General features: G+C 62.8%; 19 protein-coding genes and 2 tRNA genes. 16 read left to right on the top strand and 5 right to left on the bottom strand.

Translation table 11 applies throughout. The features are described 5' to 3' along the window. Nucleotides 1–21: 21 nt before the first annotated feature. Nucleotides 22–94: transfer RNA gene (locus tag YH3_RS28835), tRNA-Gly, on the bottom strand. 294 nt (nt 95–388) lie between these two features. Here YH3_RS28835 and YH3_RS28840 point away from each other — a divergent pair. The 9 genes from YH3_RS28840 to pdxS all read left to right on the top strand — a co-directional run bounded on the left by YH3_RS28840 (nt 389) and on the right by pdxS (nt 8,707). Beyond that, nucleotides 389–460 (top strand) — tRNA-Val (locus YH3_RS28840). Between the two features lie 213 nt (nt 461–673). Beyond that, complete coding sequence (locus YH3_RS28845; protein ID WP_085989954.1) at nt 674–1,084, top strand: TIGR02611 family protein; 411 nt, start codon at nt 674–676, stop codon at nt 1,082–1,084. A 133-nt stretch (nt 1,085–1,217) separates the two neighbouring features. After that, the gene (thrS, locus tag YH3_RS28850; protein WP_007732914.1) at nt 1,218–3,275 is read left to right on the top strand and encodes a threonine--tRNA ligase; all 2,058 of its coding nucleotides are present in this window, start codon (nt 1,218–1,220) and stop codon (nt 3,273–3,275) included. Next, nucleotides 3,272–3,826 (top strand): HIT domain-containing protein, encoded by a 555-nt coding sequence (locus YH3_RS28855; protein ID WP_003943307.1) that lies wholly within the window; start codon nt 3,272–3,274, stop codon nt 3,824–3,826. The genes thrS and YH3_RS28855 overlap by 4 nt, the downstream gene beginning before the upstream one ends. Before the next feature lie 81 nt (nt 3,827–3,907). Then, complete coding sequence (gene pgsA / locus YH3_RS28860; RefSeq protein WP_037130749.1) at nt 3,908–4,585, top strand: phosphatidylinositol phosphate synthase; 678 nt, start codon at nt 3,908–3,910, stop codon at nt 4,583–4,585. Next, on the top strand, nt 4,582–5,484 hold the full coding sequence (locus YH3_RS28865) for a phosphatidylinositol mannoside acyltransferase (protein ID WP_042919909.1): 903 nt from the start codon (nt 4,582–4,584) through the stop codon (nt 5,482–5,484). Before pgsA ends, YH3_RS28865 begins: the two co-directional genes overlap by 4 nt. Continuing rightward, nucleotides 5,481–6,608, top strand: coding sequence for a glycosyltransferase family 4 protein (locus YH3_RS28870; protein ID WP_003943332.1), 1,128 nt, complete (start codon nt 5,481–5,483; stop codon nt 6,606–6,608). Before YH3_RS28865 ends, YH3_RS28870 begins: the two co-directional genes overlap by 4 nt. Beyond that, nucleotides 6,605–7,627 (top strand): NUDIX domain-containing protein, encoded by a 1,023-nt coding sequence (locus tag YH3_RS28875; protein ID WP_050656608.1) that lies wholly within the window; start codon nt 6,605–6,607, stop codon nt 7,625–7,627. The genes YH3_RS28870 and YH3_RS28875 overlap by 4 nt, the downstream gene beginning before the upstream one ends. 171 nt (nt 7,628–7,798) lie before the next feature. After that, nucleotides 7,799–8,707, top strand: a complete 909-nt coding sequence (gene pdxS, locus YH3_RS28880; RefSeq protein ID WP_003943338.1) for a pyridoxal 5'-phosphate synthase lyase subunit PdxS — start codon at nt 7,799–7,801, stop codon at nt 8,705–8,707. Nucleotides 8,708–8,808: 101 nt separating this feature from the next. On the opposite strand, the gene YH3_RS28885 is transcribed toward pdxS, so the two are convergent. Continuing rightward, nucleotides 8,809–9,285: a RidA family protein gene (locus YH3_RS28885; protein WP_047269323.1), complete on the bottom strand. Its 477-nt coding sequence runs from the start codon at nt 9,283–9,285 to the stop codon at nt 8,809–8,811. Between the two features lie 162 nt (nt 9,286–9,447). On the opposite strand from YH3_RS28885, the gene YH3_RS28890 reads away from it, so the two are divergent. The 3 genes from YH3_RS28890 (at nt 9,448) to YH3_RS28900 (ending at nt 12,446) form a co-directional block, all read left to right on the top strand. Continuing rightward, the gene (locus tag YH3_RS28890; protein WP_064444550.1) at nt 9,448–9,870 is read left to right on the top strand and encodes an NUDIX domain-containing protein; all 423 of its coding nucleotides are present in this window, start codon (nt 9,448–9,450) and stop codon (nt 9,868–9,870) included. Between the two features lie 128 nt (nt 9,871–9,998). Further along, on the top strand, nt 9,999–11,510 hold the full coding sequence (locus YH3_RS28895; RefSeq protein ID WP_064444551.1) for an HNH endonuclease signature motif containing protein: 1,512 nt from the start codon (nt 9,999–10,001) through the stop codon (nt 11,508–11,510). 114 nt (nt 11,511–11,624) lie between these two features. Next, on the top strand, nt 11,625–12,446 hold the full coding sequence (locus tag YH3_RS28900; protein ID WP_003943337.1) for an acyl-CoA thioesterase II: 822 nt from the start codon (nt 11,625–11,627) through the stop codon (nt 12,444–12,446). A gap of 35 nt (nt 12,447–12,481) precedes the next feature. On the opposite strand, the gene YH3_RS28905 is transcribed toward YH3_RS28900, so the two are convergent. Beyond that, nucleotides 12,482–13,105, bottom strand: coding sequence for a hypothetical protein (locus tag YH3_RS28905; RefSeq protein ID WP_003943324.1), 624 nt, complete (start codon nt 13,103–13,105; stop codon nt 12,482–12,484). A 79-nt stretch (nt 13,106–13,184) separates the two neighbouring features. Here YH3_RS28905 and tesB point away from each other — a divergent pair, with 79 nt between their 5' ends. Further along, nucleotides 13,185–14,054: an acyl-CoA thioesterase II gene (gene tesB / locus YH3_RS28910; RefSeq protein WP_007732935.1), complete on the top strand. Its 870-nt coding sequence runs from the start codon at nt 13,185–13,187 to the stop codon at nt 14,052–14,054. After that, the gene (gene pdxT, locus YH3_RS28915) at nt 14,054–14,659 is read left to right on the top strand and encodes a pyridoxal 5'-phosphate synthase glutaminase subunit PdxT (RefSeq protein WP_007732937.1); all 606 of its coding nucleotides are present in this window, start codon (nt 14,054–14,056) and stop codon (nt 14,657–14,659) included. Before tesB ends, pdxT begins: the two co-directional genes overlap by 1 nt. Nucleotides 14,660–14,684: 25 nt before the next feature. Here the strand turns inward: pdxT and YH3_RS28920 are convergent, their stop codons facing one another. Next, entirely contained in the window at nt 14,685–15,362 is a 678-nt protein-coding gene (locus YH3_RS28920; RefSeq protein WP_064444552.1) for a response regulator transcription factor, read from the bottom strand. Further along, nucleotides 15,317–16,531: a sensor histidine kinase gene (locus YH3_RS28925; RefSeq protein ID WP_238592720.1), complete on the bottom strand. Its 1,215-nt coding sequence runs from the start codon at nt 16,529–16,531 to the stop codon at nt 15,317–15,319. Before YH3_RS28925 ends, YH3_RS28920 begins: the two co-directional genes overlap by 46 nt. 111 nt (nt 16,532–16,642) lie before the next feature. Between YH3_RS28925 and YH3_RS28930 the strand changes: the two genes are divergently transcribed. Beyond that, nucleotides 16,643–16,843: a hypothetical protein gene (locus YH3_RS28930; RefSeq protein ID WP_003943331.1), complete on the top strand. Its 201-nt coding sequence runs from the start codon at nt 16,643–16,645 to the stop codon at nt 16,841–16,843. Between the two features lies 1 nt (nt 16,844). Beyond that, nucleotides 16,845–17,546 (top strand): GAP family protein, encoded by a 702-nt coding sequence (locus YH3_RS28935; protein WP_064444554.1) that lies wholly within the window; start codon nt 16,845–16,847, stop codon nt 17,544–17,546. Nucleotides 17,547–17,549 lie beyond the last annotated feature (3 nt).

Here is a 17,549-nt window from a genome sequence, read left to right on the forward strand (position 1 = left end):
AAGGTTGAGTCACACCTCTCGAGCGGACGACGGGATTCGAACCCGCGACCCCAACCTTGGCAAGGTTGTGCGCTACCAGCTGCGCCACGTCCGCATCGCACCGTGTTGCTTGGGGAGCTGCTCGCTCTCCTCGGTGCGTTGGAAACATTAGCCGACCGTGTCGGATACACACAAATCCCCAGCTCAGTGGCGTGTTCGGAGTCGAATCGGCCCGTCGCGCGCGTTGCAACTGTCCGTCTTGGCGATGAATACGGTCTGAAATCAGTTCGAATTCGTAGATTTCGGAGCGGCCTGGATGCAAAACGAATGCCAACCTGGTGATTCGTATTCATCGCGCAGCCGTGTTAATGTTCCAACTCGTTCGAGCGCATGCGTTCGTATGACTTACGGTCCCGTGGCTCAGTGGGAGAGCGTCCGCTTCACACGCGGAAGGTCGCTGGTTCGATCCCAGCCGGGACCACAGAAAAACACTGAAGGCGTTCCCGATCATCGGGGACGCCTTCAGTCGTTCGAGAGCACAGCTGTTCGAGGGCACGGTTATTTCGGGATGCAGACCGTCGTCGCAGGTCGCCGGGCGACGATTTCGGTAGCCTGGTCGAAGAGACATTTCGCGACCGAAAAGGTGACTGCTTTGAGTACCGAAAAGGTCGATTCTTCCGTCGACGATTCAGACCTGTCCGTCTTCCAGGACGCAGAGTCCCGCTGGGAGCGGTGGCGCGCGGGAATCGCCGCGCGGCCCACCCTCAATCTTGCGTACCGCATCGGCGTCGGAGTCGTGGGCACGATCGTGTTCGCCGCCGGCATCGTGGCTATTCCGTACCCCGGGCCCGGTTGGCTCATCGTTTTCGCCGGCCTCGGCATCCTGGCGTCGGAGTTCGCGTGGGCACATCGACTCCTTCATTTCGCGAAGGCTCGATACGACCGGTTCATGGAATGGTTCGGCAAGCAGTCGCTGTTCGTCAAAGGGTTGGGCGTTCTGTTCACCACAGTGATCGTCTTGGCGACTTTGTGGGTGCTCGGCACTTTCGGCCTGATCGGGACATGGGTGGGCCTGGACTACTCGTGGCTCGAGTCGCCGCTGTGAGTTGAACGCGGCCCGGTTTCCTTCACTCGGTTGTCTCACCATGTCGGTAGGGCCGATAACATGATCGTGCGCGTGCTCGCAGTGGGTACGACGCCTGTCTAACTTGTCGCAATACCTTTAGGAGCACATCGCCGTGACCAGTCCCGCGCCAGAGCACTCAGCCGCCCCACTTCGGGTGCCCGCGGGGACGACCGCCGGGACTGCAGTGCGCGAAGCCGGATACCCCACGAAGGGGCCCGACGTGATCGTCGTTGTCCGCGATGGCGAGGGAACGCTCAAGGATCTGTCGTGGACACCTGAGGTCGATGTCGACGTCGAGCCGGTGGCAGCATCCACCGAGGACGGCCGCAGCGTCATCCGGCACTCCGCGGCCCACGTCCTCGCGCAGGCGGTTCAGAAAGAATTCCCCGACGCGAAGCTCGGCATCGGTCCGCCGATCAAGGACGGCTTCTACTACGACTTCGCGGTGGACCGCCCGTTCACTCCGGAAGATCTGGCCAAGCTCGAAAAGCGTATGAAGCAGATCATCAAGGGATCACAGCGCTTTTCGCGTCGAGTGGTCGATTCGATCGAGGACGCTCGGGTCGAGTTGGCCGACGAGCCCTTCAAGCTCGAATTGATCGACGACAAGTCCGGTATCGACGATCCCGAGATCATGGAGGTGGGCGGCAACGAGCTGACCATCTACGACAATCTCGATCCTCGTACCGGCGACAAGATCTGGTCCGATCTGTGCCGCGGCCCGCACATTCCGACCACCAAGCACATCCCGGCCTTCAAGTTGACCCGAAGCTCCGCCGCCTACTGGCGTGGCAACCAGGACAACGCCGATCTTCAGCGTGTCTACGGCACCGCGTGGGAGTCCACCGAGGCTCAGGACGAATACCTCGAACTGCTCGCCGAGGCCGAGCGTCGTGATCACCGCAAGCTCGGTACCGAACTGGACCTCTTCAGCTTCCCCGACGAGCTCGGTTCGGGTCTGCCGGTGTTTCATCCCAAGGGCGGCATCATCCGCACCGAGATGGAGAACTACTCGCGCAGCCGTCACATCGAGGCGGGCTACGAGTTCGTCAACACTCCGCACATCACCAAGGGGCATCTGTACGAGGTTTCCGGTCACCTCGACTGGTACCGCGACGGCATGTTCCCGGCGATGCACGTCGACGAGGAACTGAACGAGGACGGCACCGTGCGCAAGCCGGGCCAGGACTACTACCTCAAGCCGATGAACTGCCCGATGCACAACCTGATCTTCCGTGCTCGCGGACGCTCGTACCGTGAATTGCCGTTGCGGCTCTTCGAATTCGGCTCGGTCTACCGCTACGAGAAGTCCGGCGTCATCCACGGCCTGACCCGCGTGCGCGGCATGACCCAGGACGACGCTCACATCTACTGCACCCGTGAGCAGATGCGCGACGAGCTGACCACCACCCTGCAGTTCGTTCTGAACCTGCTCAAGGACTACGGCCTCGACGACTTCTACCTCGAACTGTCCACCAAAAACCCGGACAAGTTCGTCGGTAGCGACGACGTCTGGGAAGAGGCGACCGCAACGCTCGCCGAGGTCGGCGAAGCTTCCGGCCTGACGCTGGTGCCGGATCCGGGCGGAGCCGCCTTCTACGGTCCCAAGATTTCCGTTCAGGTCAAGGACGCCCTCGGCCGCACCTGGCAGATGTCGACCATCCAGCTCGACTTCAACCTGCCCGAGCGGTTCGAGCTCGAATACACCGGCAACGACGGCGTCAAGACTCGTCCGGTCATGATCCATCGCGCGCTGTTCGGCTCGATCGAACGGTTCTTCGGTGTGCTGACCGAGCACTACGCCGGCGCTTTCCCAGCGTGGCTGGCACCGGTGCAGGTTGTCGGAATCCCGGTGGCCGAGGCGTTCGCCGATCACCTGTTCGACGTCACGAAGAAGCTCAAGGCTGCCGGTGTGCGCGCCGAGGTCGACTTCAGTGACGACCGTATGCAGAAGAAGATCCGTAACCACACCACGCAGAAGGTCCCGTTCATGCTCCTCGCGGGCGAGCGTGACGTGGAGGCCGGCGCGGTCAGCTTCCGTTTCCGTGACGGCACGCAGATCAACGGCATTCCCGTCGACGACGCCGTCCGGATCATCACCGAGTGGATCGGCCGCCGCGAGAACGCCTCGCCGACAGCCGAACTGGTGCAGCCAAGCGTGGCGCAGTGAGCGCCCCCGGTGACGACGGTCCGGGTTCGCTGATCGACCACGGCGTCGGTGACCCTGACCATTTGCAGCGCATTTGGTCGCCGCATCGGATGTCGTACATCACCGAGGCGCCCAACACGCCGGGCACGACGGGTGAACCGTTCATCGACATTCCGAAGATGTCGGACGAAGAAGGACTGATCGTTGCCCGCGGTGAGCATGTCTATGCGGTTCTGAACCTGTATCCGTACAACCCGGGGCACCTGATGGTGGTTCCGTACCGCAAGGTCGCGGCACTCGAAGACCTGACGCCGGAGGAGAGCGCCGAGTTGATGGCGTTCACCCAGCAGGCGTTGCGGGTGATCAAGAGCGTGTCGAATCCTCACGGATTCAACGTCGGCCTGAATCTCGGTGCCGCTGCGGGCGGTTCGCTGTCTGAGCACCTTCACCAACACGTAGTGCCACGTTGGGGCGGCGACGCCAACTTCATCACCGTGCTCGGTGGGGTCAAGGTGATGCCGCAATTGCTGCGGGAGACCAGGGGACTACTCGCCGGTGCCTGGCAACAATAGGTTGACGCATCCGGCTTCATGGCAGGATGCATTGCTGCAACGAGTTCCGAACCGGAACTCACGACGGGGAGGGTTCCTGCGGTGTTGAGCTTCTTCGGGCGCGCATCGGTGTCCAAGGTGACGGCACCTATGGGGAAGGCGCTGGTCAAGACCGGTCTGACGCCGGACTCGGTGACGGTGATCGGCACGGTGGCAAGCGTCGCCGGTGCGGTGACGCTGTTTCCGTCCGGACATCTGTTCTGGGGAACCATGTTCATCTGGTTCTTCGTCATGTTCGACATGCTCGACGGCGCAATGGCTCGTGCTCGCGGCGGCGGAACGCGGTACGGGGCGGTATTGGACGCGACCTGCGACCGCGTCGCCGACGGCGCGATTTTTGCCGGCCTGGCCTGGTGGGCGGTCTACCACGAGAACAGCAAGTGGCTGCTCGTCGCGACGCTCATCTGCCTCGTCACCTCGCAGGTCATCTCGTACGCGAAGGCGCGTGCGGAGGCGAGCGGGCTGACTGCGGACGGCGGGTGGATCGAGCGCCCGGACCGATTGATCATCGTGTTGGTCGGATCCGGCCTGACGGGTATGGGTCTTCCGTGGGCAATCCACATCGCGATGTGGGTACTTGCCGCCGGAAGCATCGTGACGGTCTTCCAGCGAGTGCTCGCGGTGCGCAATTCCCCTGGCGCCCGGGAACTTCTGCCGATCGCCCCGGCCGCATCGACGGTCGAAGGTGCGCCGAACACGGACGGCGAGGCAGAGAAATGAGCTTTGCCGAGCGTGCAACCGACCTGGGATACGCCGCGGGTTGGCGTCTGGTGCGAAGCCTGCCGGAATCGGTGGCGGTCAAGCTGTTCGACGCCGGAGCGGATTTCGCGGTACGCAAGGGCGGACCCGAACAACTCAGGAAGAACCTCGCGAGAGTTCTGGGCACGACGCCGGAGGAAGTTCCGGATCAGTTGATCAAGGATTCTATGCGCTCGTACGCCCGGTACTGGCGTGAGGCATTCCGTCTACCGTCGATGGACCTGGTCGCGACAGGTAAGGCGTTGCATGCGCTGGTCGAGGGCCAGGAACATCTGGAAAAAGCAATGGCAGCAGGTCATGGCGCGGTATTGGCGCTGCCCCACAGCGGTAATTGGGACATGGCCGGCGTGTGGTGTGTTCAGCAATGGGGTGGGTTGACCTCCGTTGCCGAGCGGCTTAAGCCCGAATCCCTGTACGAACGGTTTGTCGAATACCGCGAGAGTCTCGGTTTCGAGATCTTTCCGCTCAGCGGCGGGGAGCATCCTCCGTTCGTCGAACTGTCCAAGCATCTGCGCGAGAACAAGATCGTGTGCTTGCTGGGGGAGCGCGATCTGGCGAAGAAGGGTGTGCCCGTCACCTTCTTCGGAGAACCCACTCGCATGCCCGCCGGCCCGGCGAAGCTCGCGATCGATACCGGCGCGCCGCTACTTCCGGTCCACTGCTGGTTCACTCCCGACGGTTGGGGTTTCAAGATCGACCCGCCGATCGACGTATCCGGCGGAGTCGGCCCGGCCACGCAGGCACTTGCCGACCGTTTCGCGGTCAACATCGCAGCGCACCCCGCTGACTGGCACATGCTTCAGCCGCTGTGGCGCTCCGACCTCTCCGAATCGCGGCTCGCCCGCATGGAGGGTGAATGAAGATCGGCATGATCTGCCCGTACTCCTTCGACGTCCCCGGTGGTGTGCAGGCGCACGTGGTGGATCTGGCAGAGGTGCTGATCGAACGTGGTCACAAAGTGAGTGTGCTTGCGCCGTCGTCCGATGACGACGAGTTGCCGGATTTTGTGGTTTCCGCAGGTAAAGCCGTCGCGATTCCCTACAACGGTTCTGTTGCACGGTTGTCTTTCGGCCCGACGGCGAACAACCGCCTCCGCAAGTTCATCGCGGAAGGTGACTTCGACGTTCTACATATCCACGAACCCAATGCGCCGAGTCTGTCCATGCTCGCGTTGCGTATCGCGGAAGGCCCGATCGTCGCCACCTTCCACACGTCGACCACGAAGTCGTTGGTGCTGAGCACTTTTCAGGGTGTCTTGGCTCCGTATCTCGAGAAGATCAGTGGCCGGATCGCAGTCTCGGAGTTGGCGCGTCGTTGGCAGGTCGAGTCCCTCGGATCCGACGCGGTCGAAATTCCCAACGGTGTCGATGTCGCAGCGTTTGCCGAGGCCGATCTGTTGCCCGGCTACCCGCGCGAAGGTGGAACCATTCTGTTCCTCGGTCGCTACGACGAACCGCGCAAGGGGATGGCCGTCCTCCTCGGCGCACTGCCGGAGTTGGTCGAGCGTCACCCGGATCTCGAAGTGATCGTGGTCGGACGCGGCGACGAGGAGAAACTCCGCAAAGAGGCGGGCAAGTACTTCAAGCATCTCCGCCTGCTCGGGCAGGTCAGTGACGAGGAGAAAGCGTCGGCGCTTCGCAGTGCGGACGTCTACTGCGCGCCCAATCTCGGCGGTGAGAGCTTCGGGATCGTGCTGGTCGAGGCCATGGCGGCTGGCACTGCCGTCGTGGCCAGTGAGTTGGACGCTTTTCGCCGTGTTCTTCGCGACGGTCAGGCCGGCTTGCTGGTCCCCATCGGGAACTCCGATGCCTTGGCAGAGGCAATCGATTCCGTTCTCGGTGACCCGGATCGACGACGCGCGCTGGTCAACACCGCGACAAGTGTTGTTGCCGAATACGACTGGCCGGTGGTGGCCGAACAGATCCTGCGTGTCTACGAGACCGTCACGGTTGGCGGCACCGGCGTACGCGTGGTGGGTTCATGACCTTCTCCGCTCTGACAATCTTCATTCTCGGGCTCGTCGCTGCCGTCGTCCTGGTCGTCGGACTGTGGGCGTACGGGACGGCGAACCGACTCGATCGACTGCATGTGCGTTCGGATCAGTCGTGGTTGGCGCTCGATGCGGCTCTGTCCCGTCGTGCCGCGGTTGTCCGCGCGGCGGCTGTGGACATGAGCGCCGACGACGCCCGCAGATTCGTCACCTTGGCGGACGCCGCCGAACGTGCGGATCGTCAGGATCGCGAGCTTGCCGAGAACCGGCTGTCCAATGCTCTCGCTGCCTACGGCACGACGTCGCTGCGACCTCAACTGGTGGCCGAGTTGGCCGATGCCGAGGCGAGGGTCCTGATCGCTCGGCGGTTCCACAACGACGCGGTGCGCGACACTCTCGCGTTGCGTACGCGTCGACTTGTTCGCTGGCTGCACCTCGGGGGAACGGCACCGCTACCTCAGTACTTCGAGATATCGGAGCGCACGACCGCGGCGGCGGTGCCCGAGGGCATCACCGTGGATACGTCACGGACCTCTGCCCGCGTGGTGATGCTGGACGAGGAAGATCGGGTGCTGCTGTTGCGCGGGCACGATCCCAAGATCCCGAACACTTACTTCTGGTTCACCGTCGGCGGCGGGCTCGAACGCGGCGAACATCTGCGAGCGGCTGCCGTTCGTGAGATCGAGGAGGAGACCGGATTCGTCGTGGATCCGGAGAATCTGCGAGGTCCGCTCTGGCGTCGGGTGGCGATCTTCCCGTTCGACGGTGAGCTGATCCGTTCGGAAGAGCTGTTCTTCGCTACGCGCACTCACGGCTTCGAGCCGGTCTTCCAAGGCCACACGGAATTGGAGCAGCGTGCCATCACCGGCCATCGCTGGTGCAGCGCCGACGAGATCCGCCAATTGGCCAAGTCCGGTGAGCCGGTCTACCCGTTGGATCTGGCAAACCTCCTGGTGGAAGCGGCGACGATCGCGGACGGTACCGAGGATCCGGAAGTGCGTTCCATCCGCTGATCTTTCGGTCGTTCAGTGCTCGCGGGCAGTTTAAGGCCAGCAATGGCAAATTGGATACGGAATCGAAGGCCGGTTAGTCCTAGAGTTCTGGCCAGAGGCCTCCGAGCGAATGAACTCGTGTGTTCGCCGTGCCTCGTTTCTTTCGTCACGCCACTACTGCAGGAGTTTGCTGTGAGCACCCCCGACTCTGCCCCCACCACCGCCATCGGCACCGCCCGCGTCAAGCGCGGCATGGCTGAAATGCTCAAGGGCGGTGTGATCATGGACGTGGTCACCGCTGAGCAGGCCAAGATCGCCGAAGACGCAGGCGCCGTCGCCGTCATGGCACTCGAGCGGGTCCCCGCAGACATTCGCGCACAGGGCGGCGTCTCGCGCATGAGCGACCCGGACATGATCGACAGCATCATCTCCACCGTCAGCATCCCCGTCATGGCCAAGGCACGCATCGGTCACTTCGTCGAAGCGCAGATCCTGCAGAGCCTCGGCGTCGACTACATCGACGAGTCCGAGGTCCTGACCCCGGCCGACTACGCCAACCACATCGACAAGTGGAAGTTCACCGCTCCCTTCGTCTGTGGCGCCACCAACCTCGGCGAAGCGCTCCGTCGCATCAACGAAGGCGCGGCCATGATCCGCTCGAAGGGTGAAGCAGGCACCGGAGACGTCTCCAACGCCACCACCCATATGCGCACCATCCGCGGCGAGATCCGCCGGTTGACCTCGCTGAGCGAGGACGAACTGTACGTAGCCGCCAAGGAACTGCAGGCCCCGTACGAACTGGTCGTCGAGGTCGCCAAGGCCGGCAAGCTGCCGGTCACCATGTTCACCGCCGGCGGCATCGCCACCCCGGCAGACGCTGCCATGATGATGCAGCTCGGCGCCGAGGGCGTGTTCGTCGGATCGGGCATCTTCAAGTCCGGCAACCCGAAGCAGCGCGCCGAGGCCATCGTCAAGGCCACCACGTTCTACGACGACCCGGACGTGCTCGCCAAGGTCTCGCGCGGACTCGGCGAGGCAATGGTCGGTATCAACGTCGACGACCTGCCCGTCGGACACCGCCTCGCAGAGCGCGGTTGGTGACAGCAGGTTCGACGACCGGGCTCAGTGCCTGAAAGTCCTCACAGACGAAGGGGCGGCGGTTGCGTTGGCAACCGCCGCCCCTTCGGGGTGTGGCAGACCGATCAGATGCTGTCCGATACCTCGAACACGAACTCGACCTCGACGGCACTGTTTCGGGGTAGTTCGGCGACGCCGATCGCGGAGCGTGCGTGTTGTCCTGCCGTGCCGAAGATCTCGGCCAGCAGGTCGGAGGCGCCGTTGATCACCTGGGGTTGCTGCGAGAATCCGGATCCGGAAGCAACAAATCCAACAACCTTGACGACGCGAACGATGCGATCGAGCCCGACCAAGGCATCGACGGCCGCGAGTCCGTTGAGTGTGCACAACCGCGCCGCCTGGGCGGCGTCTTCGACGGAGACACCTTCGCCCAACTTGCCGATGCACGTCGTAGTGCCGTCGACGAGCGGCAATTGTCCCGACGTGTAGACGTATGCCCCCGTCTGAACAGCGGGGAGGTAGGAGCCTGCCGGGGTAGCGACCGGCGGGAGGGTCAGGTCGAGTGCTGCGAGTCGTGCGGTCCAGGTACTTGCGTCGTTCATCGGTTCCTCAATGGGTTCTTTTGTCCGGGAATGGTGTTCGAGTCTGTCATCGGGAGTCTCGGCAAGTCCAAGTCGTATTTGCGCCCACCCCATCACTTTTGGTGATATTCGCCGTCGTCGGATTCAAAATGGTGTTCGAGTTGGCCACCTAAACTGTGTCGTATGTCGTCAATTCGTAACATCTCACTGGGGATACCTGTCCGTTCCGGTCACATACTCATAATCGACGGCACGGACTCTGTCACGGGGGAGAACTTTCATCGATTGATCGGTGGCGGTATCGAGTTCGGTGAGACGGCCGAGGCAGCGCTGCGGCGCGAGTTCGCGGAGGAACTCGGCGTCACGTTGGGAAGCGTCGAGTTGCTCGAGGTCGTAGAGAACATCTTCGAGTTCGAGGGGCGACCTGGGCATGAGATTGTCCATGTCTTTGGAGTCGACTCGGCTGACATCGATGCGTTTCCGCTCGACGTGCAACTCCGAGTCCTAGACGAAGGTAGTCCAGTCCACTGGGTATTGAGTGGTGGGTCCGACCGCCCTATCTACCCGGCCGAAGCTGCCCGCATTATCAACGCCCTGGTTCAGTAGGGGAATCCGTTGCCGGAACACGAGTGGCCGCAAAGGTTGCTCCGCAACAATTTTCGGTCAATCAGGATTGTTCGGACTGATTCCTGGAAATCATGGATATCGAACGTATATTCGAATAATGTTGAGGAATGTTCGATGACGGAGTAGGAAGTTCGGGTACCGCAGCGCAGCTGTCCGGTGCTGAATCCGACTGCGCCCTCATCGATCTCATCGCCGATCTGCATGCGCGCGAATCGATGCTCGTGGAACGGAAACTGGCTGCCATTGCCGAGTTTTTCGAGCGTCGCAGCGCTGACCACACTGATAACGGTGCTTGGTCGTCTACCGCTCACGAACTGGCTGAGGCCGAGCTCGGCGCGGCATTGACCATGGGCCGTGCCGCAGCGGGAAAGTTGATCGGTCTCGGCTTTTCTCTCAAGACTCGCCTCCATCGCACGCGTGCCGCCATGGCGCGCGGAGAACTGGATCTGTATCGAGTCGGATTGATCGACTCCGCTACGGCCAACGTAGCCGACGATTTGATCGACGAGGTGGAACGGCAACTCCTCGAGAAGATCTCGGCGCCACCGATGCCTGGCGGTACCGGCTTGACGGGTCGCCGATTGACAGCGGCTATCGACCGGATCGTCGCCGTGGTGGATCCCGAGGGGATACGCGAACGTCGACGCCGCGCCCTGGCTGATCGGTTCGTGGGTGTGAGCGCTGCCGAGGACGGAATGGCGCGGATATTGGGGAGTATTCCGGCGGAGGAAGCACGGGCTTTCGACCGTCGGTTGCGGGAGTTGGCAATGTCGGTGTGTCGACACGATTCCCGTAAGTACGAGCAACGACGAGCTGACGCATTGGGAGCGTTGGTATCCGGGTCGACGATTCTGCCGTGCGATTGCGGCCGGGACGAGTGCCCACAAGATCGAAGCGGGATTGTGGTGGTGCGTCGGCCGTTGGTTCACGTGGTCATGCTGGAATCAACGCTTCAGGGCGGTGACGCACCAGGTGCAGACGAACCCGCTCACCTCGACGGTTATGGAGTGATCAGTGCAGAGCATGCGCGTGACATCGCCGCGGGTGCGCTGATTCGGAAGGTGAAGGTACCAGCCGATGCCGCGCTCGAGTCTTCCGGTGAGGGCGAGCCAGTACCTCCGCCCGTTGTTCCTTCGGCGTCGGTCTACCGCCCCGGCGCTGTCCTCGACACCTGGGTGCGGGTGATCGCAGGAAGCTGCCAGTGGTTGCACTGCGATGTCGCTGCATGGAATTCAGATCTTGATCACACTGAGCCCTTTGATCATCGCGATCCCACTTGTGGTGGAAAGACCGTGGCGTCGAATCTGAGTGCGTATTGTCGAAACCATCACCGCCTCAAGCATTCCGGTCAGTGGTTGCATATCTCGAACCCGGACCGGAGTGTCATGCTGACCTCGCCGACCGGACATTGCTACCGAACGAGGCCGTCAGGTCTGCTGGCGGGAATGCTCGAGCCTGTACTGCCCGAGGGTGGTCGGCGTCGGCGCACACGTCTGGAAAACAAAGCCGCTCGTGTGCGGGGTGAACGCCGGCGGCAGCGGTTACGAATGCACCTCCGAATGAAGAAGAAGGCCCGGAGGAGGACCTTCGACGGCGGAGACGATCCACCGCCATTCTGAGTCGATGCGCCCCGTCGCTCAGTGTTTTCGGATGCCCACTTTGGTGGCCGGGGGTGCGTCAGGCATTGTGTGAAGGTCGGTAGACGTCGGTACACGGGAAGATGTGGAGCATCGATGGCGAGGATCGAAGAAATTCTGGAGTTGGAACGCCTCGAGCGGGACATCTTTCGAGGAATCATCGCGGAGACCACCCTGACCCGCACTTTCGGCGGCCAGGTCGCCGGACAGGCATTGGTGTCGGCGGTACGCACGGTCGATCCGGCCTACTCGGTTCATTCGTTGCACGGATATTTCCTGCGTCCGGGAAATCCGATGGAGCCGACGGTTTTTCTGGTTGATCGTGTTCGGGACGGTCGATCGTTCGCGACCCGCTTGGTCACCGGAATTCAAGACGGGCAAGCCATTTTCACGATGTCGGCGTCCTTCCACGTCCAAGACGAAGGCATCGAGCACCAGGATGAGATGCCACCCGTTCCTGACCCCGAGACCTTGGCCATCGCCCAGGATTCGGAGGATCCCGAGACTGCGTGGCTGGCGCGTGAGTGGTCCGATTGGGACCTTCGAATGGTGCCGAAGGCCGACATCGACAAACGTCCGGGCGCTGCCGCGCAGCAGCAAGTGTGGTTCCGTTCCCGCGAGGCACTCCCGGACGACCCGGTATTTCACGTGTGCACGCTTGCCTACATGAGCGACATGACGCTGCTCGGATCTTCCCGCGGCCCCCACATGGACGTCGCCATGCAAAGCGCTTCGCTCGATCACGCCATGTGGTTCCTGCGGCCGTTCCGCGCCGACGAGTGGCTGTTGTACGACCAGACGTCGCCGTCAGCGGGCTTCGGTCGCGCCCTGACGCAGGGACGAATCTTCGACAGCCGAGGAAATATGGTTGCTGCAGTCGTCCAGGAGGGTCTGACCAGGCTGTATCGCCCGAAGTGAGGTCGGCCGACGTGAGATCAATGGCAGTGAGACCTTCACTGGCGAGACCGCACCGCAGGCCGGGCCGGATGGTCGTATCTGACCTCGAAATCGACCTCCTCGGACACTTCTGATCGGTGTTCGAGGAGTGCCTCGACGGTCCACAGATCTGCCTCCGGTGTGTGCCGCCGCATGGCAGGTTCGCTCATGTCCAGGCGGACGCTGACGTCGAACTCCAGCCCGCGCCCGAGCAACATCGGACCGGCGATCACGATGACCGCGCGCTCATGGACGGGGATACGGGTCGACCGAGCCGATCGATCGGTGGGTTCGTCCCAGAGTTTCGGCAAGAACGCCCGTTTTGTGCGGGCTGCGGTGATCACTTCACGATCGAGTGCCGGATAGTCGAACCAGATAGTGCGGTAACTCAGCGCATCCTCGTGGCCGAACTCGTATCGCAGCGAAGCCGGCCGCACGTAGTCGTGCAGTGACACAACAGCACTCGGCCTGTTGCGCGACTCGACGGCGGTGCCGACCAGTTCCGCGAGCCGAGACGGCTGTGCACAATCAGGTCCGTCGATCGCTACTACCGCCACCGACGGAAACGATCCGCTAAGCGTTGCAATCTGCTCGGCCAAGGCGAGGGGACTGGACGGGATGAATGTACTCACGCCCACCATGGTGCCGTGCCCGCTCGCCGAGGCGATATTGTGAACCGTCATCGCGCCCAGTGCGGCGGTCTATGTTTTCGGAGGACTCATGGTTGGTATCGAGGAGATCCTCGCGCTCGAACACCTGGAGAAGGACATCTTCCGTGGTGCGGTCCATCCCACCGCACTTCAACGGACGTTCGGCGGGCAGGTTGCCGGGCAGTCGTTGGTTTCTGCCGTGAGCACCGTTGACGAGAGCTACCACGTGCACTCGTTGCACGGATATTTCCTGCGCCCGGGCAATCCGAAGATTCCGACGGTCTACCTGGTGGACCGCATCCGCGACGGGCGCTCGTTCTGCACCCGCCGGGTGAATGCAGTTCAGGACGGCAAGACGATCTTCACGATGTCGGCCTCGTTCCACGTCGACGACGAAGGTATCGAGCACCAGGACCGGATGCCCTCCGTTCCGGCGCCGGAGGACTTGCCGGATGCGCAGACCGTTCCGAAGTTGGCTGAATCGCAGTTCTATCAGGAGTGGAAGAACTGGGACATCAGAATTGTGCCCGCTGAGCAGAGCGCGTCAGCGCCGGATCTCGCCGCGCAACAACGCGTGTGGATGCGCTACCGCGAGGCTCTGCCGGATCGTCCGCTGCTGCACATCTGCACCCTCGCGTACCTCAGTGACATGACCCTGCTCGGAACTTCCAAAGTCCCGCACCGCGGCGTGAAGACGCAGACTGCTTCGCTCGATCACGCGATGTGGTTCCTGCGTCCGTTCCGGGCCGACGAGTGGTTGCTCTACGACCAGACGTCGCCGTCGGCAGGTTTTGGTCGCGCGCTCACTCAGGGGCGTATCTACGATCGCGATGGCAACATGGTGGCAGCGGTGGTTCAGGAGGGTTTGACGCGTCTCGAACGCGAACCCGACAGCCATGAGAGCAAGAACAGCCGTGAGAACAAGACAGGAACTGTGTGATGACGCGTCCGTTGATCGGTGTACTCGCCCTCCAAGGTGATGTTCGCGAACACCTTGCCGCACTCGATGATTCGGGAGCGGATGCGGTGGGTATCCGGCGCCCGGAGGAACTCGACAAGGTCGACGGCATCGTGATCCCCGGTGGCGAATCCACCACGATGAGCCGGCTTCTGCAGGTATTCGAGCTGCTGGAACCGCTTCGTGAGCGACTCCGCGGCGGGCTGCCGGCCTACGGATCGTGTGCGGGCATGATTCTGCTCGCCAGCGAGGTACTAGACACCCGGCCGGACGCCGAGCATCTCGGCGCCATCGACATGACGGTGCGCCGCAACGCTTTCGGTCGGCAGGTCGATTCTTTCGAGTCCGACCTGGAGTTCGAGGGCATCATCGGTGATCCCATTCGCGCCGTCTTCATCCGCGCGCCGTGGGTGGAGCGAGTTGGGCCGGGCGTTGAGGTCCTTGCGCAGGTTCCCGCCGCCGCGGGGGAGGCCGCAGGCCGGATCGTCGCGGTTCGGCAGGGCTCGGTGATCGCCACTTCTTTCCATCCCGAGGTTACCGGGGACCGTCGAGTGCACGAGATGTTCGTCGATCTGGTTCGCGGATAACTGGAGTAGTCAGCCTCGGCCGAACCTACAGCTCCAGTTCGCGGGCAAGGATCGCCGCCTGGACGCGTGAGGTGAGGTGCAACTTCGACAGAACTCGCGACACGTGCGACTTCACCGTCGGAGCACCGACTCCGAGTTCACGCGACAGTTCGGCGTTGGACATACCCGTCCCCAACAGCGCGAGGACCTCGCGTTCACGGTCGGTGAGCTCGCTCAATCCCAGCGGTTCGGTGGGTTTGGGTGCGCGCTGCACGAACTCGCCGATCAGGACACGCGCCGCGCGCGGAGCGAGCACTGCATCTCCGGCCGCGACGTTGCGGATAGCGCTGGTCAGCTCGTCCGCGGTCGCAGTCTTGAGCAGGAATCCCGAAGCACCGGCGCGCAGGGCCGCGAAGACGTATTCGTCGAGGTCGAAGGTGGTCAACACCAGAACCCGGCTGCGGGTCGTCCCGATGATCTGACGCGTCGCCTCGATGCCGTCGGTGCCTGGCATCCGGACGTCCATGAGTACGATGTCGGGTTGATGCGTGCGGGTGACGGTGATCGCCGACGCTCCGTCACCGGCTTCTGCGACGACATCGATGTCGTCGTGCTGCCGCAGGATCATCGCGAGTCCCGACCGGATCGCGGCGTGGTCGTCGACCAGGGCGACGGTGATCACCGATCCGTTCCGTTCGGCGCGGGGACCGGTATCTGTGCGCATACCGTCCATTCTCCGTCGACCGGAAGTGCGTCGAGTGAACCGCCCAGCAGTTCGGCGCGGTGACGCATGTTTGCAAGTCCGTGCGTTCCCGCCCGAAAATTGGATGTGTCGCGACCGACGGGGTTTCGGATCTCGATCTGTAATGCATTGTGCTGGAGAGAGATCGACATCGAGATTGGCGCGCCAGGCGCATGCTTGAGTGCGTTGGTCAAGGCTTCTTGGGTGATCCGATACGCCGTGTGATCGACCACGCTCGGCAGGTTGGCAGCATCGACGTCGATCGCAACGTGCACAGTGCCGCCGGCTGCCCGAACTGCGTCCAGGACGACGGGCAACTCGGTCAGCCGCGGCGGAGAGGAACGCGGGTCCGGGGTCTCGTCGTCCCCGGCGTGGAGCAGTTCGATCATCGAGCGCATCTCGGAAAGGCCCGCGAGACTGCTCGATCTGATCGCCCCGATCATCTCCCGCAAGCCGTCGTCTGGTTCGCCCCGTTCACCGGAGAGAGCTGAGGTGGACAGTGCCGCCTCCGAGTGGATGGCGATGGCGGAGAGGTGGCTTGCGATCACGTCGTGCAGATCGCGCGCCATGGTCGCGCGTTCGTGAGCGACCGCGGCCTCGCGGTCCAGAGCGGCGAGTGCTTCGTGGACTCTGGAACGCTCGCGTTCGGCCTCGGTCAGTTCGACTTGTCGACGGATGACCAGTGCCCACCACACCGGTGTACCGAAGAACAGAGCGGTCACGACGCCCGCCCCAGCCGCAGCGCGGACGTCCTGGGTGGACAGGTAGACGAGGGCGGTGAGCGCGGCAACCGTCACTGCGGTCAGAGAACAGACCACTCGGCCCAACCGCGCCGTCCCGTACAGAACTGCGGCGTAGGTGAGATCCGAGAGGACCAGCCACATCGGCAGGGTGGGTCCCAGGGCGGCGTCGACCGCGACGATGACGGCCCCCGCCGCCAAGGCTGTTGCCGGATGCACCCGCCGGAACGAGTCGATCGCACACAGCAGAGCCAGCATCCCGATCCGAACCCCGGCGGGAACGTCGGCGACACCTCCGACATCGGTCCACATTTGGTACAGGCCGACCAGGTAGAGGAGTACCCCGATCGCGAACAGGCCGAAGGCGATGAGCGGATCGTTCCACTTGCCGACACTCCGACTTCTGGTCACCACAGACTTATCAGAGCACATCGGGGCGCCTGACTTGTCATACCAAATGATGAGGTCGGCGTTGTTCCGATGGCTGATGTGCGGATTCGATAGAGAAGACAGGCTCGACGTATGAAAATTCGCTTCGAGTTGATGATCGGCATTCTCTTGGTCGTCGGTGGCGGCTGTCTGTGGCTGTTCGCGCGTGACGCCGAGTTCTTCTGGTTTCGCGGCGGACCACTCGGCGTGATCCTCGCGATCATCGGTGCCTTCGACATCGTGAATGCAGTCCGAACGAGGGAGACAGCGATACCCGAGCGCCGAAACGACTGACGTGGAACTCGTCCTGCTCACCACGCTGGGCGGGCTCGCCCTGCTGGACAGTACGAGCATCGGAACCTTGGTCGTCCCGGTCTGGATGTTGTTGATGCCGGGACGACCGCAGGTTCGCAGGCTGCTGACATATCTGGTGGTCATCACGACGTTCTATTTTGTTGTCGGGGTGGTCGTCTGGACGACGGCACGGGCAGGCATGCCTGTCGTCGCCCCGCTACTCGACACCCCCGCCGCCCGCGTTGCGCAGTTGATTCTCGGTATCGCGTTGTTCGCGTGGAGCTTTCGATTCGATTCCGAGAAGAGACGCACATCCGGTCAGGCCGATCGAACCCATGTTTGGCGAGAGCGGGTGCTCGGCTCGGCCAGTTCCGCGAGAAGTGTTGTACTTCTGGCGATTGCTGCCGGAACCGCCGAATTGGTGACGATGTTGCCCTACTTGGCGGCGATCGCGATGATCACCGCTGCTGGGCTGCCCGCAGTCACGTCTGCGTCGATACTTGCCGGATACTGCCTGATCATGGCCATGCCCGCAGTGCTTCTGTTGTGCGGGCGGGTCGTGGCCGGCAACCGCCTCGACAAGCCGCTGCGCCGAGTGGACTCGCTGATGTCTCGCTACGGCGACAGCGCAATGGGTTGGATATTCGGCATTGCCGGTTTCTACCTCGCCGGCAATGCCGCTGCCGTGTTGTTCGTGAGTTGACGT

It is taken from the genome of Rhodococcus sp. YH3-3, from assembly GCF_001653035.1.
In the GTDB taxonomy this organism is placed as follows: domain Bacteria; phylum Actinomycetota; class Actinomycetes; order Mycobacteriales; family Mycobacteriaceae; genus Rhodococcus_F; species Rhodococcus_F qingshengii.

Excerpts from the sequence above, each read along its gene's own strand:
- YH3_RS28930 (WP_003943331.1), top strand. The coding sequence starts at position 16,643 with ATGAAAATTCGCTTCGAGTTGATGATCGGCATTCTCTTGGTCGTCGGT.
- tesB (WP_007732935.1), top strand. The coding sequence starts at position 13,185 with ATGGTTGGTATCGAGGAGATCCTCGCGCTCGAACACCTGGAGAAGGAC.
- YH3_RS28905 (WP_003943324.1), bottom strand. The coding sequence starts at position 13,105 with ATGGTGGGCGTGAGTACATTCATCCCGTCCAGTCCCCTCGCCTTGGCC.
- YH3_RS28900 (WP_003943337.1), top strand. The coding sequence starts at position 11,625 with ATGGCGAGGATCGAAGAAATTCTGGAGTTGGAACGCCTCGAGCGGGAC.
- YH3_RS28920 (WP_064444552.1), bottom strand. The coding sequence starts at position 15,362 with ATGCGCACAGATACCGGTCCCCGCGCCGAACGGAACGGATCGGTGATC.
- YH3_RS28865 (WP_042919909.1), top strand. The coding sequence starts at position 4,582 with ATGAGCTTTGCCGAGCGTGCAACCGACCTGGGATACGCCGCGGGTTGG.
- YH3_RS28870 (WP_003943332.1), top strand. The coding sequence starts at position 5,481 with ATGAAGATCGGCATGATCTGCCCGTACTCCTTCGACGTCCCCGGTGGT.
- YH3_RS28890 (WP_064444550.1), top strand. The coding sequence starts at position 9,448 with ATGTCGTCAATTCGTAACATCTCACTGGGGATACCTGTCCGTTCCGGT.
- YH3_RS28895 (WP_064444551.1), top strand. The coding sequence starts at position 9,999 with ATGTTCGATGACGGAGTAGGAAGTTCGGGTACCGCAGCGCAGCTGTCC.
- YH3_RS28885 (WP_047269323.1), bottom strand. The coding sequence starts at position 9,285 with ATGAACGACGCAAGTACCTGGACCGCACGACTCGCAGCACTCGACCTG.
- pdxT (WP_007732937.1), top strand. The coding sequence starts at position 14,054 with ATGACGCGTCCGTTGATCGGTGTACTCGCCCTCCAAGGTGATGTTCGC.
- YH3_RS28875 (WP_050656608.1), top strand. The coding sequence starts at position 6,605 with ATGACCTTCTCCGCTCTGACAATCTTCATTCTCGGGCTCGTCGCTGCC.